Annotated in this window: 13 protein-coding genes; 9 read left to right on the top strand and 4 right to left on the bottom strand. The window is 62.4% G+C overall.

The window, feature by feature from the left end; genetic code table 11:
- Both HU731_RS15950 and HU731_RS15945 read right to left on the bottom strand, forming a co-directional pair.
- The gene (locus tag HU731_RS15950; RefSeq protein ID WP_186607492.1) at positions 1–1749 is read right to left on the bottom strand and encodes a bifunctional alpha/beta hydrolase/class I SAM-dependent methyltransferase; all 1749 of its coding nucleotides are present in this window, start codon (positions 1747–1749) and stop codon (positions 1–3) included.
- 10 nt (positions 1750–1759) lie between these two features.
- On the bottom strand, positions 1760–2380 hold the full coding sequence (locus HU731_RS15945; RefSeq protein ID WP_137204670.1) for a CDP-alcohol phosphatidyltransferase family protein: 621 nt from the start codon (positions 2378–2380) through the stop codon (positions 1760–1762).
- A 303-nt stretch (positions 2381–2683) separates the two neighbouring features.
- Here HU731_RS15945 and hflK (HU731_RS15940) point away from each other — a divergent pair, with 303 nt between their 5' ends.
- The 8 genes from hflK (HU731_RS15940) (at position 2684) to cfaB (ending at position 11866) form a co-directional block, all read left to right on the top strand.
- The gene (gene hflK, locus HU731_RS15940; protein ID WP_186607493.1) at positions 2684–4609 is read left to right on the top strand and encodes a protease modulator HflK; all 1926 of its coding nucleotides are present in this window, start codon (positions 2684–2686) and stop codon (positions 4607–4609) included.
- Positions 4610–4618: 9 nt separating this feature from the next.
- Positions 4619–5620: a protease modulator HflC gene (hflC, locus tag HU731_RS15935; RefSeq protein WP_161794309.1), complete on the top strand. Its 1002-nt coding sequence runs from the start codon at positions 4619–4621 to the stop codon at positions 5618–5620.
- A complete protein-coding gene (gene hflK / locus HU731_RS15930; RefSeq protein ID WP_186607494.1) occupies positions 5617–6651 on the top strand; it encodes a protease modulator HflK in 1035 nt (344 codons plus the stop codon). Before hflC ends, hflK (HU731_RS15930) begins: the two co-directional genes overlap by 4 nt.
- Positions 6648–8534 carry a cation-translocating P-type ATPase gene (locus HU731_RS15925; RefSeq protein ID WP_186607495.1) on the top strand — a complete coding sequence of 629 codons (1887 nt, stop codon included), beginning with the start codon at positions 6648–6650 and terminating at the stop codon, positions 8532–8534. Before hflK (HU731_RS15930) ends, HU731_RS15925 begins: the two co-directional genes overlap by 4 nt.
- 116 nt (positions 8535–8650) lie before the next feature.
- Positions 8651–8902 (top strand): BufA2 family periplasmic bufferin-type metallophore, encoded by a 252-nt coding sequence (gene bufA2, locus HU731_RS15920; RefSeq protein WP_003195792.1) that lies wholly within the window; start codon positions 8651–8653, stop codon positions 8900–8902.
- A gap of 67 nt (positions 8903–8969) precedes the next feature.
- Positions 8970–9815 carry an MNIO family bufferin maturase gene (bufB, locus tag HU731_RS15915; RefSeq protein ID WP_186607496.1) on the top strand — a complete coding sequence of 282 codons (846 nt, stop codon included), beginning with the start codon at positions 8970–8972 and terminating at the stop codon, positions 9813–9815.
- Positions 9806–10594 carry an HvfC/BufC N-terminal domain-containing protein gene (locus HU731_RS15910; protein WP_186607497.1) on the top strand — a complete coding sequence of 263 codons (789 nt, stop codon included), beginning with the start codon at positions 9806–9808 and terminating at the stop codon, positions 10592–10594. The genes bufB and HU731_RS15910 overlap by 10 nt, the downstream gene beginning before the upstream one ends.
- Positions 10595–10681: 87 nt before the next feature.
- Positions 10682–11866, top strand: coding sequence for a C17 cyclopropane fatty acid synthase CfaB (cfaB, locus tag HU731_RS15905; RefSeq protein WP_186607498.1), 1185 nt, complete (start codon positions 10682–10684; stop codon positions 11864–11866).
- Positions 11867–12000: 134 nt separating this feature from the next.
- Here the strand turns inward: cfaB and cls are convergent, their stop codons facing one another.
- The gene (gene cls, locus HU731_RS15900; protein WP_186607499.1) at positions 12001–13440 is read right to left on the bottom strand and encodes a cardiolipin synthase; all 1440 of its coding nucleotides are present in this window, start codon (positions 13438–13440) and stop codon (positions 12001–12003) included.
- 130 nt (positions 13441–13570) lie between these two features.
- On the opposite strand from cls, the gene HU731_RS15895 reads away from it, so the two are divergent.
- A complete protein-coding gene (locus tag HU731_RS15895) occupies positions 13571–14092 on the top strand; it encodes a DUF3617 domain-containing protein (protein WP_003195781.1) in 522 nt (173 codons plus the stop codon).
- On the opposite strand, the gene HU731_RS15890 is transcribed toward HU731_RS15895, so the two are convergent.
- Complete coding sequence (locus HU731_RS15890) at positions 14089–15426, bottom strand: dihydroorotase (RefSeq protein ID WP_186607500.1); 1338 nt, start codon at positions 15424–15426, stop codon at positions 14089–14091. The genes HU731_RS15895 and HU731_RS15890 overlap by 4 nt on opposite strands.
- Positions 15427–15428: the final 2 nt, after the last annotated feature.

The raw sequence follows: 15428 nt of genomic DNA, 5'->3' as shown, positions 1-15428 counted from the left end.
TCAGATCTTCTGTGCCAGGGACACGGTGAAAATGCCCCACTCATCCACGCGCTGGGTGATCTTGCGAAAGCCCGCCGCTTCGACGAGTTGGTCCATTTCCGCCTGGCTGCGCCGGCGCATCACCCAGGCCTGGCCCTGGCGGTGGCTGGTGAGCGCGCGGGCAATCAGCTCCAACTGCGGGTGCCACGGTTGGCCGGTGTAGACCAGGTAACCACCTGGCTCCACAGCTTCGGCCAGGCCCGCCAGCGAGCCGCCGACCATGGCGTTGTCGGCAAACAATTCATACAGGCCAGACACCACGGCCAGTGTCGGCTTAGGGTTCAGGGCAGCCAGGTCAGCGCGGTCGAACGCATCGCCTTTGACGAACTGGGCGATGTCCCCCAAACCTTTCTCGCGAATCAGCGCGCCACCGTCGCGCACGTTGATGTCGCTGTAGTCGCGCAGCAGGATCGATTCCGGCAGCGGCGATACGCCTTGCAAGGCTTCCAGGATGTAGCGGCCGTGGCCGGCGGCGATGTCGACAATGCGCACTTCGCGTTGGTCATCACGCAGCTTGGCCATGGCCAGACGCAGCAGTTCCTCGACGTTCAGCTTGCGCTGGCGAATACCGCGCCAGCCGATGGAGTTGAGGTAATTGGTGTCGATCATCCGCCCCAGCCCGCCCTTGCCGGTAGGCTTATTGCGATACACGTAGTCCAGCGTGCTGCCGGAGTCGAAGCCGGTATCGAAGCCCAGCTTCACCCCGTCCGACAGGTTTTTACCCAGGCCCATGCTGGCGCGGGTCATGCGCCAGTACAGGTCGCGCAGGGAATTGCGCGGCAGCGGTGCGGCGAGGGATTCGGATTCGGCGCACGTCGCGCCAAGTTTGTCTGCATCCAGTAAAGAAGCGCGGTCCAGCGGGTGGGCGAAGTTCTGCAGGATAAAGCGTTTGGCGCTGCTCACAGCCACGGCACGGTCACGTTCGCCGAGGGTATCGTGGAAAAAACCGGGGAGGATATGCAGCTCTTTTTTCAGGCTGCCGAGGCGGTCGAAAAACTGCTGCTGGGGTTTACGGTGCACCACAAAGTCGGAGCCCGAAATAAGCAGTTGGGTCGGCACCTGGATCGCCTGGGCGTCGGCGACAACCCGGTCGGCTGCTTCGTACAGACCCAGCAGCACATTCACCGAAATGGCCTTGGTGATTAGTGGATCGTTGTCGTAGGACGCCACGCGTTCCGGGTCATGGCTGAGGAACTTGGCCTTGACGTAGCTGTTGACGAAAAAGTTGCCGCGAAACTTGCGCATCAGTGCCAGGCCGGGGCGGGCGAAGGGCACGTACAGCTTGACCTTGAAGGCTGGCGAGGCGAGCACCAGGGCGCGGATTTTCGGTGCATAGTCATGAACCCAGGTGGCCGCGATCACCGCGCCGACGCTTTGGGCGATGACGGCGAGGTCTTCCTCTTCGATGCCGTAGGTGGCATTGATGTGGTCACAGAACGTCTGCACGTCGCGGGCGCTGGTGGCAAAGCTGGGGCTGTCGCCGCGCTCGCCGGGGGATTGGCCGTGGCCACGGGCGTCCCAGGCGAAGAAGTCGAATTCAGGCAGGCCCAGTTCATCCACCAGGTGGGCAATGCGCCCTGAGTGCTCATGGCCGCGATGGAACAACAGGATCGCCTTGCGCGGCCCGGCACCTGCCGTGGCCGGCCAGTGCCGGTAGAAAAGCTCGACGCCATCATGGGTACTGAAGGTGTGCTGTTGCTGTTCGCGCATCGCAAAATCCTTATGCAGAAGGGAGAGATTGTTGTTCTTTGAGGCCCTGACGCACCCGGTTGACTAAGGTGTAGGCGAGCAGGGCGGCCACCAGCCACATCACCACCTCCACCCAACCGGCGCCGAGCCAGCCCAGCGCCACGCCAGTGGCCAGCACCCCGAGCACGAACGCCCGATCACTCTTGCCCATGGGCCCGTCATAACGACGCGACGCGCCCACCATCGGCCCCAGCACCCCGGCGTATTCGCTGAATACCGCCAGCAGCGTCACCAGCAACACCGGCGCGAGGCTGACCTCGGGGATCAAGGCAAAGGGCAGGATCAGCGCACTGTCGGCGATCACGTCGCACAGCTCATTGAGATAAGCACCGAGGCGCGACTGTTGGCCGAATTCCCGGGCGAGCATGCCGTCGATGGCATTGAGGGCCATGCGCACAATCATCCACAGCGGGATCAGTGCAAACAGCCAGAGGTGTTGGGCAAAGCCCGCGATCAACAGCCCCACCAGCAGGGAAACAACCCCGGCCAGCACGGTGATCTGGTTGGCGGTGGTGCCGTTGTCATAGAGGCGCTGCACGAGAGGCCGCAGCAGGTTTTGAAAACGCGGTTTGAGTTGGTAGATGGAAATCATGGGGGGTGGCGCTTCCTTGTCCGTGAACCCGCGAAAAACTGTTTTGAAGTGTGCCGACTAATCGCAGCCGACACCAGTGATGGCTCGTGTTTATAGGGGGTTAGTCACACTCTCAGCACGACTAGGGGCCAATGTAGGAGCGAGCTTGCTCGCGAAAAACTCACAGGCACCGCGTTTATTCAGGAAGCCCGCGTTATCGTTGAGGTTTTTCGCGAGCAAGCTCGCTCCTACCGGGGTTTCGAACAAAAATTTCACGCTTCGTGTTATATCGTAACGAATTGTGTGCAAGTGGGCGTTGAGCAGATGCAAGTGGATCTAGAGGCTGACGGGGCTTCGGTTGAGGGCCTCGCACGTTTTCAGCAAGGGCTGTTCCACGCCCGTCGATTGCGCCAAGCCGGTATCGGCCTGACGACCCTGGCCCTCAGCGGTTGGATATTGGCGCTGTTCGTAGCGTTGTTTGCACCCCTGTCGATCTGGCCAGTGGTATTGATCAACTGCGCATCGGCCTTGCTGCTGCTGGTGGCCGGCTTGCAGTCGGCCTGGTGGGTGGCCGATTGGCGTGCCCAGGCGCTGGAAGCGCCGAGCGGTGAAGCGGTCGAACAATCCATCGAGCCCACACCCTGGCATAAAGGCCTGATCAACCGGTTCGGCAACGGCCTGTTGGCGCAGATTGGCGCGCCGGTGCTGTGGTTGGCCGGCTGGTCGCTGTTGGCGCTGGTCAGCATCCTGCAGTTCTGGAACCTGGGCTTGCCCGCTGCCGCCATCGGGCAATCGGCAAGTATTGGCGCAGCGCTCGCATTGGCCCTGGCGTTTGGCCTGCTGGTGTTCGAACGCCGCCTGGCCCAGGAAACCGCTGCCCAATGGCCGGAAGCCTCACAGCTGGCGCAGTTGAGCCGGATGGCAATTATTTGCCTGGTGCTCAGCGCGATCTGCCTGCTGTTTGCCAATGCGGAGTCGGTCTGGCCGTTGCGCCTGGCCACTCTCATCGGGCTGTTGCCGGCGCTGGTGGCGCTGGAATTCCTGCTCAGGGGCGTGCTCTCGCTGTTCAGCCCGCGCCAGCCGCGCCTCGAACCGCGCTTGATGGCGCAGAGTTTTATCGCCGGCCTGCTGCGTTGGCCGCCGCAACCCTTGCTGGCGTTGCAGCATGAACTGCACAACCGCTTTGGCATCGACCTGCGTCAGATCTGGGCCTTTACCTACATGCGCCGAGCGTTTTTCCCGGTGTTGCTGGTGGTGCTGGCAGTAGGTTGGGCGCTGACCGGTGTGCATGAAGTGCCCCTGCAAGGCCGCGGGATTTATGAGCGCTTTGGTAAACCCGTCGAGGTGTTCGGCCCCGGCCTGCATGCGGGTTTGCCCTGGCCGTTGGGCCGCGTACTGAATGTTGAAAACGGCGTGGTGCATGAGCTGGCGACCAGCGTCAGTGACGCCGCCGTACCTGAGTTGGCCGCAGCTGAAGGCCCGGCGCCGTTGATCGCCAACCGCCTGTGGGACGCCAGCCATGTGAATGACAAATCCCAGGTCATTGCCAGCAGCAGCGGTGACAAGCAGGGCTTCCAGATCGTCAATATGGACGTGCGCTTTGTCTACCGCATCGGCCTCACCGACCAAGCCGCGCTTGCCGCCACCTACAACAGTGCGGATATCCCGACCCTGATCCGCAGCACTGCCAGCCGCATCCTGGTGCACGATTTTGCCTCGCGCACCCTGGATGAATTACTCGGGGAAGAGCGCACCAGCCTTGCCGACGAGATTGGCCGCAGCGTGCAAGCCGACCTGCAAACCCTCGACAGCGGTGTGGAAATCCTTGCCACGGTGGTCGAGGCGATCCACCCGCCGGCCGGTGCCGCCAATGCTTATCACGGTGTGCAAGCCGCGCAGATCGGCGCCCAGGCGCTGATCGCCCGTGAACGCGGTGCGGCCAGCGAACAGACCAACCAGGCGCTGCTGCAAGCCAGCACTGCTCGCGATCAGGCACAGGCCACTGCCAGCGAAGTGAATGCCGGCGCCCAGGCGGCGAACCTGCGCTTTGCCGCTGAACAAAAAGCCTACGCCGCTGCGGGCCAGGCCTTCGTGCTGGAACAGTACCTGGGCCAACTGAGCCAGGGCCTGGGCCAGGCCAAGCTGCTTATTCTGGATCATCGTTTGGGCGGCGACAGCGCGCCGACGATCGATCTGCGTTCTTTTACCTTGCCCGCCGACCCGTCGGTGCCGCGCAAAGCCGTTCAATAAGGAGTCTGTCTGTTGAGCGCTCATTCCCACGATCATGATCACGGTCATCACCACCATCACGGCCACCACCATCACCATCATGGCGATGAACAGGCGGCCGGGCCTTTTCCCTGGCGTCGCATGGCGTGGGCGGTGCTGCTGGTGCTGTTTGCCGTGGCAGCGGCGAGCCTGGTGCAAGTGCGTTCCGGCGAGGCCACGGTGATTACCCGCTTCGGCAACCCCGCGCGCGTGCTGCTGGAGCCGGGCCTGGGTTGGCGCTGGCCGGCACCGTTCGAAGCGGCTATCCCGGTGGACCTGCGCCTGCGCACCACGTCCAGCGGCTTGCAGGATGTGGGCACCCGCGATGGCCTGCGGATTATCGTGCAGGCCTACGTGGCGTGGCAGGTGCAGGGCGATGCCGACAACGTGCAGCGCTTTATGCGTGCGGTGCAGAACCAGCCCGATGAGGCGGCGCGGCAGATTCGTACCTTTGTCGGCTCGGCGCTGGAAACCACGGCGGCCAGCTTTGACCTGTCCAGCTTGATCAATACCGACGCCAACCAAGTGCGCATCGCCGATTTTGAAGCGCAGTTGCGCCAGCAGATTGATCAGCAATTGCTCACCACCTATGGCGTGCGCGTGGCGCAGGTGGGTATCGAGCGCCTGACGTTGCCGTCGGTGACCCTCACCGCCACGGTTGACCGCATGCGCGCCGAGCGTGAAACCATCGCCACCGAACGCACCGCCGTGGGCAAGCGCGAAGCGGCGCAGATCCGCTCTGCTGCCGAGCGTGATGCGCGCATCATGCAGGCCGACGCCACCGTGAAAGCCGCCGACATCGAAGCGCAGTCGCGGGTTGAAGCCGCGCAGATTTATGGTCGCGCCTACGCTGGCAATCCGCAGCTGTACAACTTGCTGCGCTCGCTGGATACCTTGGGCACGGTGGTCACGCCGGGGACCAAGATCATCCTGCGCACCGACGCCGCGCCGTTCCGCGCTTTGGTGGACGGGCCCAAGGACCTGCAGCCATGAGCGAGCTTGACAGCCCGGACAGCCCTTGGATCCAGGCCGGGCGCCTGACGTTCCTGGCACTCTACGCGGTCACCGTGTTGGCAGCGTTGGCCTGGGCCTTTTCCAATGTGCGCCAGATCGACCCGCAGAATCGTGCCGTGGTCCTGCACTTTGGCGCCCTCGATCGCATTCAGAACGCCGGATTGTTGCTGGCCTGGCCGCAGCCCTTCGAACAAGTCGTCCTGTTGCCAGCGGCCGACCGGGTGATCGAACGCCGGGTGGAAAACCTGCTGCGTTCCGATGCGGCATTGCAGGCCGATCGGGTGGCCAGTTTCGCCACGCCCTTGAGCGATGCCCTGGCCGGTTCCGGCTACCTGCTGACCGGCGATGCCGGGGTGGTGCAGTTGGACGTGCGGGTGTTCTACAAGGTGACCGAGCCCTACGCCTTTGTGTTGCAGGGCGACCACGTGCTGCCGGCCCTGGATCGGCTGGTGACACGCAGCGCCGTGGCTCTTACCGCTGCGCGGGATCTGGACACCATTCTGGTAGCGCGCCCGGAACTGATTGGCAGCGACAATGGCGCCGCCGAACGCCGTGAGCGGCTGCGCGGCGACCTGGTGCAAGGCATCAATAAGCGCCTGGCGGAGTTGGCGGCCAGCGGCTTGGGGCTGGGTATCGAAGCCACCCGCGTCGATGTGCAATCGAGCCTGCCAGGGCCTGCGGTGAATGCGTTCAACGCGGTACTGACCGCCAGCCAGCAGGCTGATAAAGCCGTGGCCAACGCCCGCACTGAAGCGGAAAAACTCACCCAGACCGCCAACCAGGAGGCTGACCGCCAAGTGCAAGTCGCCCACGCCCAGGCCAGCGAGCGCTTGGCCAATGCCCAGGCGCAGACCGCTACCGTTGCCAGCCTGGCCCAGGTCAAAGACCCCGGCTTGCTGTTGCGCCTGTACCGCGAACGCCTGCCGAAGATTCTCGGCCAGGCAGGTTCTGTGACCACCGTCGATCCCAAAGACGACTCCCGCTTGATCATCCAGGGAGCCGAACAATGAGCGCACCCATGCTGACCTCTGCCGAACAGCGCAGCGCTGCCCGGCAATTGACCTTGGCGATGCTCGCCCTGGGCTTGCTCGTACTGGGCCTGGTGTGGCGCTGGCTCGCGCCGGACCAGAGCGGCGTCAGCCAGTTGCTGCTGGGCGTGGCTTCGCTGTTGGTGGCGGTGCCGGTGATGCGTTCAGCCTGGTACAGCCTGCGCTTTCCGAGCCTGCACGGCATCACCGACCAATTGATCGCCCTGGCCATGCTCGGCGCCTGGGCCACGGGCGATCTGCTCACCGCCGCGTTGCTACCGATCATCATGATCTTCGGCCATGTGCTGGAAGAACGCAGCGTGATTGGCTCCCAGGAAGCGATCCACGCCTTGGGCAAACTCACCCGCAGCCACGCCCGCCTGGTGCAGGCAGACGGGACCATCACCGAAGTGGATAACGGCACCTTGAACACCGGCGATATCGTCGAAGTGCGCGCCGGCGACCGCGTGCCGGCCGATGGCGTGGTGTTGTCCGGCCAGGCGAGCCTGGACACGGCGCCGATCACCGGCGAGTCGGTGCCGTTGGAAGCCAGCGTGGGCGTGCAGGTGTTTGGTGGGGCGATCAACCTCGATGGCCTGCTGCGCCTTGAGGTCACGCGTACCGGCAACGAATCGACGTTGGGCAAAGTCATTGCGCTGATGCAGAACGCCGAGCGTTCCAAGCCGCCGATCACCCGGCTGCTGGAGCGCTACGCCGGCAGCTATATGGTGTTGGTGCTGTTGCTGGCGGCGGTCACCTGGTTTGTCACCAACGATGCGCAGGCGATGCTGGCGGTGTTGGTGGCGGCGTGTCCGTGCGCTTTGGTGCTGTCGGCGCCGGCCACCGCGATTGCGGGGATCGCCGTGGCGGCGCGCCATGGCATTCTGATTCGCAGCTCGGCGTTCCTGGAAGAACTGGCCGACCTGACATCACTGGTGGTCGACAAGACCGGCACCCTGACCTTTGGCACCCTGCGTTTGCAGTCCATCGAAACCGCCGCGCCGGATCGCCAAGCGCTGCTGAACTTGGCGGCCAGCCTCGGTTCGGCAAGCAGTCATCCGGTCAGCCGAGCGTTGGCGGGGTTGGCGACCCAGGAGCAGATGCTGGTGCTTAGCGACATCCGCGAGCGTCAGGGCCTGGGCGTGGTTGCCCAGACGGAGCAGGGCGAAGCGGCGCTGGGACGGCCGGAGTTGTTTGAACAGTTGGGTATCGGCACGACCGCCGTGCCGACCCATGATGGCCCGATTGCCGGGTTGGCGTTGAACGGCGAGTTCCTCGCCTGGCTGCTGCTGGCCGATAGTGTCAAACCCGAAGCGCGCCAGGCCCTGCAAGAGCTGCGTGACTTGGGCCTCGGCCGCCAGCTGCTGCTGACCGGCGACCGCCAAAGCGTGGCCGACAGCCTGGCGCTGGACGTGGGCATCAGTGATGTCGAAGCCCAAGCGCTGCCGGAAGACAAGCTCAACCGCGTGCTGGGGGAAATCAGCAGTGGCTTCAGGCCAATGGTGGTGGGCGATGGCATCAACGACTCTCTGGCGCTCAAGGCCGGCGTGGTCGGCGTGGCCATGGGCGCGGGCGGTGCAGACATCGCCCTGGCCTCGGCGGACGTGGTGTTGATCGGCAGCGATTTGCGCCGCCTGGGCACCTGTGTGCGCTTGAGCCGCCAGTGTCGGCAGACGTTGCAGGTCAACGTGATCATTGGTTTGGGCTGGACGCTGGCCATTGTGGTGTTCGCCGCATTCGGCTGGTTGGGGGCGGCGGGCGCGATGATCGCGGCGGTGCTGCACAACCTCAGTACCTTGCTGGTACTGGGAAACGCCGGGCGTTTACTGCGCTTTCAGGAGCCGCTGTTGAAGCTCGACGAATAATTTCAGAAATATTTGCTCACGGCTGTAACGCCGACAAGGGGCCTCACTCTAGTGCTGTGTCGAGACTGAACAATCCGTTCAGACCGGCTCCACTACTGATCATGAGGAATACAACAATGAGCATTAAATCCGCTGCTGCTGGTGCCGCCCTCGCAATGGCCGCTGCTTCTCTGTTCGCGGGTGTGGCCACTCAGGTACAAGCCGCAGACGCCACCGTGCACTGCTACGGCGTGACCTCCTGCAAAGGCATGAACGACTGCAAAACCAAGGACCACGCGTGCAAGGGCCAGGGCGAGTGCAAAGGGATGGGCTTCAAGGCCATGACTAAATCGGCCTGCGACGCCGCTGGCGGTAAAGTCGGCGAGTAACCGGCACACGAGTGCAACCGCGGCGGCTGCCTGCCACCGCTGCGGACACTTTGCCCAGGAGTGAGTCATGTCCGCGTCCCTTCCAAGTCTGGGTTACGGCCTGGGTTTGCGCAGTGAGTACTACCACCAGATCCTTGAACAGTCGCCGGCCGTGGATTGGTTCGAAGTGATCTCCGAAAATTACTTGGTACAGGGCGGCAAGGCCTTGTACTACCTGGATGCGATAGCCGAGCGTTACCCTTTGGTGATGCACGGTGTGTCGTTGTCCATCGGCGGGCCGCATGCCCTCGATACCGATTACCTGAACCACATCAAACAGCTCGCAGAGCGCATTCAGCCGGCGTGGGTTTCCGATCATCTGTGCTGGAGCCGCGGCAGCGCGCATCAGTTGCATGACTTGCTGCCCCTGCCTTACACCGAAGAAAGCCTCTACCACGTGGCCGGCCGCGTGCGTCAGGTACAGGATGTATTGCAACGGCCGCTGGTGCTGGAAAACGTCTCCAGCTATGTGCGTTCCAAGGCGGATGAGTTCACCGAATGGGAGTTCCTCAACGCCTTGGCCCACCTGAGCGGCTGCCAGCTGCTGCTGGACGTTAACAATGTCTACGTCAGCGCACGTAACCATGGTTTTGATGCCTGGACCTTCATTCGCAACCTGCCACCCGAAAGCATTCGCCAACTGCATTTGGCGGGGCATATGGACTATGGCGACTATGTGGTCGATACCCATGACCATCCAGTGTGCGACCCCGTTTGGGCGCTTTATCAGCAAACTTTGGAGCATTTGGGCCCGGTGTCGACGTTGCTGGAGCGCGATGACCATTTTCCGCCCTTCGAAGAGTTGCTCACCGAGTTGAACAAAGCTCGTGAACTGGGTGCCAGCGCCTTGGCCCGGAGAGCGTTATGCGCCTGATCGACTGGCAGTTGGCGTTTGAACAACATCTATTATCCGAAGCACCCGCGGCCAACAGTGGCTTTGCCGCCACCTTGCTGGGAGGGCCGACATTGGATGTGGACACCGGCCTTGCGATTTACCACAACGCTTACCTGTCGCGTCTGCAAGAGGTACTGCGCCATGATTTCGGTGCCATCTGGTATTGGCTGGGAGATGAGCAGTTTTGCTCACTGACCGAGGCCTACATCCGCCGTTATCCGTCGGCCCATTACAGCGTGCGCTGGTTGGGCGAGCGCTTTGCGATGTTTATCGTTGAGCATCTGATGGCTGCGCAAAGTGCGCCTTTGGCTGAGTTGGCACGCCTGGAGTGGGCATTCACCTTGGCGTTTGACGCCGCCGAAGGGGAGCCGCTGACCTTGAATGACATGGCGCATTTGGCGCCTGAAGACTGGCCCACCTTGCAGGTTGCGCTGGCGCCTTCGGTGCAGCAGCTGCTTTGCCGTTTCAACACAGTGGCGATCTGGCGGGCCAGTAAGGATGAATCAGACTTCCCAGGCAGCCAGACGCTGGACCCGGCACAAATCTGCCTGGTGTGGCGCCACGAGAACCGCTGCCACTACCGCAGCCTGGAAGCCGCTGAAGCCTGTGCGCTGGCGGGCATGGTGACCACGGGTTGGAATTTTTCAGAACTGTGTACTGAGCTGGCGGTCACTTATTCAGAGGGGGCGTCGCTGCAAGCGGCCACTTGGCTGAAACAGTGGGTCCAGGAAGGTTTGCTCGAGCGCCGAGCGCCATAGAAGGGGGGCTGTTGATTCGATAGCTTCCTACTTTGTTTGGCATGGTCTACCCTCACAGCAGACGTCTGAAACAAGGGGGGATTACTCATGCTCGCGCAACTTCCACCGGCCTTACAGAATCTTCAGCTACCGCTGCGTCTTCGACTCTGGGACGGCCATGAATTCAACTTGGGCCCTGAGCCCAGTGTCACCATCGTGGTCAAGGACCCCACGGTTGTATCCAGACTCACCCATCCAACGCTCGACTCGCTGGGCGAAGCCTTCGTTGAGGGCAAACTGGAGCTGGAAGGCTCCATCACCGAAGTGATCAGGGTATGTGACGAGTTGAGTCACGCTTTGGTCGATGACGACGAGGAGAGTCGTCCGGTGCGCTCGATTCACGACAAGGCCACCGACGCCGCTTCCATTTCCTACCATTACGACCTGTCCAACGAGTTCTACCAGCTATGGCTGGACCAGGACATGGCGTATTCCTGTGGTTATTTCGAAACCGGCAGCGAGTCGATCGACCAGGCTCAACAGGACAAATTCCGCCACCTGTGCCGCAAGTTGCGGCTGCAGCCGGGTGAGTATCTGCTGGATGTGGGCTGTGGCTGGGGCGGGCTGGCGCGCTATGCCGCGCGGGAGTTCGGGGTCAAGGTGTTCGGCATCACCTTGAGCAAAGAACAACTGGCGCTGGCCAAGGAGCGGGTGAAAGCCGAAGGGCTGGAAGACCAGGTCGACCTGCAATTACTCGACTACCGCGACCTGCCCCAGGACGGCCGTTTCGACAAAGTGGTGAGCGTGGGCATGTTCGAGCACGTCGGCCACGCCAACCTGGCGCAATACTGCCGCACCCTGTTCGGCGCGGTGCGTGAAGGCGGCCTGGTGATGAACCATGGCATCACCGCCAAGCACACCGACGGCCGCCCCGTGGGCCGTGGTGCTGGCGAGTTTATCGAGCGCTACGTGTTCCCCAACGGCGAACTGCCGCACCTGGCGATGATGACCGCCCAGATCAGTGAAGCAGGCCTGGAAGTGGTCGATGTCGAAAGCCTGCGTATGCATTACGCCCGCACATTGGACCATTGGAGCGAACGCCTGGAAGACAACCTGGAAGCAGCGGCGAAGATGGTACCGGAGCAGGCGCTACGCATCTGGCGGCTGTACCTGGCCGGTTGCGCTTACGCGTTTGCCCGAGGCTGGATCAACCTGCACCAGATACTGGCAGTCAAACCCCATGCCGATGGCGGGCATGAACTGCCGTGGACGCGGGAAGATCTCTACCGCTGATCACGCTCAAAACCGTAGGAGCGAGCTTGCTCGCGAAAAACGTCAACGATAACGCGTACTAGCTGAATGAACGCGGCGCCTGTGAGTTTTTCGCGAGCAAGCTCGCTCCTACATTATTGGTTGTGCGTTGGTGGTTAGAGGATGGGTGAAATCAGGCGCGCAATGCGCATGCCCAGTTGCTGCAGGCGGCGGGTCTCGCGGCTTTCTTCCTGGCTGACTTCATGGGCCAGGGCGAAGTCGTCCAGCAGCATCTGTTCAACCTGGCTGGCGAAGGCTTCATCCACCGTCAGCAGCATCACTTCAAAATTCAGCCGGAACGAACGGTTGTCCATGTTGGCGCTGCCTATGGCGCTGATTTCGCTGTCCACCAACACCACCTTCTGATGCAAAAAGCCCGGCGTGTAGCGAAACACCCGCACGCCCGCTCGCACCGCTTCGTTGGCATACAGGCTGGATGCGGCATACACGATGCGATGGTCGGGCCGTGACGGCAGCAGCAGGCGCACATCGACTCCGCGCAACACCGCCAGGCGCAGGGCGGCAAATACCGCCTCGTCGGGGACGAAGTACGGGCTGGTGATCCACACCCGCTCGGTCGCGGCGTGGATGGCCTCGACGAAAAACAGCGAGCAGGTTTCATAAGGGTCTGCCGGGCCACTGGCGAGCAACTGGCAGAGCACACCGTCTTCCGGGTAGGCGTCCGGCAGGATCAGCGGCGGCAGTTCCCGTGCGGCCCAGAACCAGTCCTCGGCAAACGACTCCTGCAGGCACGCCACCACCGGGCCTGTGACCTGCACATGGGTATCGCGCCATGGTGCCAGCGGCGGTTTTTTACCCAGGTATTCATCGCCTACGTTATGCCCGCCGACAAACCCGGTGATGCCGTCCACCACCACGATCTTGCGATGGTTACGGAAGTTGACCTGGAAGCGATTGAGCCAGCCACTGCGGGTGGCGAACGCCTTGACCTGCACGCCAGCGTCACGCAGCGCTTGCACATAACGATGGGGCAGGGCGTGACTGCCGATGCGATCGTACAGCACGTAAATGGCCACGCCCTGGGCGGCTTTTTCCTTCAACAGGGCCTGTAATTGGCGGCCCAGTTCATCATCGTGAATGATGAAAAACTGAAACAGCACGGCGGTCTTTGCGTGACGGATAGCCTCGAAGATCGCGCCGAAGGTGGCATCGCCATTGATCAACAGGCGCACTTCATTGTTGGCCAGGCACGGCATACGGCCCAGCTTGGGCATGGCGCGCAAGGAGGCATAGGCGCTGGAGTTGCGCGCTGCGAGCGCTTCCTCCACCCACGGGCGCCAGTTCAACTCGGTGATGGCCGTGTGCATTTCCTGGTTAGCCTGGCGACGGGCCTGGATGTACGCGTCGAAGGTGCTGCGGCCAAAAATCAGGTAGGGGATCAGCGTCAGGTAGGGCATGAACATCAGTGACAGCGCCCAGGCGATCGAGCCTTGTGCGGTGCGCACGGTCAGTACCGCGTGGATCGCGGCGAGCGTTCCCAGAAAGTGCAGCGTGGCAATGACGTAGGCGAGCAGGTGCGGGCCAAAGAAATCCATGAACGACGTAACTCCAGGCAGTCCAGTGCGTAACAGACCATGAACGGCTGTGAATGTCGCTATTTTATTTGCCATGCAACACTGGCTGCTTTGCGACGTCTAACGCCCACAATTACCCAGGAGTTACCCGATGAATGCTCGTCTGCTTGGTTTGGCCATGGTTGTTGGTTTGTCGCTGCCTGTGGCGGCGCAGGCGCAGATGCTGGCGCCGGGCTTGTGGGAATTGACCACCAGCAATATGAAAGTCGATAACCAGGACCTGCCGGACTTGTCACTGATCCTCGGTCAACTCAAGCAACAGATGACCCCTGAACAGCGCGCCATGCTCGAAAAGCAAGGCATCAACATGGCCGGTAAAGGCGTACAGGTGTGCCTGACCCCGGCTCAGGTGGCCTCCGATTCGATCCCGCTGACCGACCCTCAATCGGGCTGCAAACAGGAGGTCACCGACAAGAGCGGCAACCAGTGGAAATTCCGCTTCAGTTGCCCGAAAGCCCAGGGCACCGGTGTGGCAACGTTCCAGAGCCAGAAAGAATTCACCACCAGCGTCAACGGTACCTTCAATGCCACCGGTATCCAGCAGAAGGGTAGCCTGGACAGCCACGCCCAGTGGCTGGGCAACGATTGCGGTACCGTCAAACCCCGCGCTTAACGCCCAAACTGCAGGGGCAAGCCCTGGCAACTGTTGACCACCTGGCCGTTGTGCCAGGCCAGGTGGCCGCTGACCAACGTGGTACTCACGCTGTGGCGAAAGCTGCGTTCTGCAAAGGGTGTCCAGCCGCAGCGGGCGAGAATGGGCTGGCTGTTGACCGGCTTGCCAGCAGGCTCCGGTTTGATCAGTACCAGGTCGGCCCAGTAGCCCTCGCGCACGTAGCCGCGATCAGCAATGGCAAACAGGTCGGCCACGCGGTGGCTGGTCTTGGCTACCAGAGTGGTCAGGGGCAAATGCCCGTCGGCTACCAACTCCAGTAACGCCGGCAGGGCATGCTGCACCAGAGGCAAGCCCGAGGGCGCTTGCCGATAACCCAACAGTTTTTGCGCCCAGGTATGCGGTGCATGGTCGGTGCCAATCACATCCAGACGATTACTCAATAACGCCAGGCGTAGCGCGTCGCGGTCGGCGCGGGTCTTGATCGCCGGGTTGCATTTGATCTGGTGGCCGAGGCGGTGGTAATCGCGGTCATCGAACAGCAGGTGGTGCAGGCAGACCTCGGCGGTGATGTGCTTGTCGGCCAGGGGCTTGTCTTCGAACAGCGCCAGTTCGCGCGCGCTGGTCAGGTGCAACACATGCAGGCGGGTGCCATGGCGTTTGGCCAATTCCACGGCAAACGATGACGAGCGATAACAGGCCTCGGCATCGCGGATCAGCGCGTGCGCGACGGCGGGCATATGCTCGCCGAAGCGCTCGCGCAGGCGTTGCTCGTTGGCCAGGATGCTGGGCGTGTGTTCGCAGTGAGCGAGCAGAATGGTTGGCACCTCGGCAAACAGGCGCTCCAGAATGCGTGGGTCGTCCACCAGCATATTGCCGGTGGAGGCGCCCATGAACACCTTGACCCCAGCCACCTCACGGGGGTCGAGGGCCGCGACGGTGTCGAGGTTGTCGTTGCTCACGCCAAAGTGAAAGCCGTAGTTGGCCACTGAGTGCAGTGCGGCGCGGCGCTTTTTATCGGCCAGGGCTTCCAGGCTCAGAGTGGCCGGGTGAGTGTTGGGCATGTCCATGAAGCTGGTGATGCCACCGGCCACCGCCGCGCGGGACTCGCTGTAGAAGCTGCCTTTTTCCGGCGCGCCGGGTTCGCGAAAATGCACTTGGTCGTCGATCATCCCTGGCAGTAGCCACTGGCCGTTGGCATCGATTTCCACTGGTTCGTTATCGCCTTGAAGGCTGGTGGCAATCTTCTCGATACGGCCATTGGCGATCAGTACGTCGGCGTCGAATACCTGGCCTTCGTTGACCAGGCGGGCGTTGCGGATCAGTAGGCGGCTCATGG

The sequence above is a fragment of the Pseudomonas salmasensis genome, assembly GCF_014268375.2.
Taxonomy (GTDB): Bacteria; Pseudomonadota; Gammaproteobacteria; order Pseudomonadales; family Pseudomonadaceae; genus Aquipseudomonas; species Aquipseudomonas salmasensis.
This window is presented reverse-complemented; position numbering and strand designations above follow the sequence as displayed.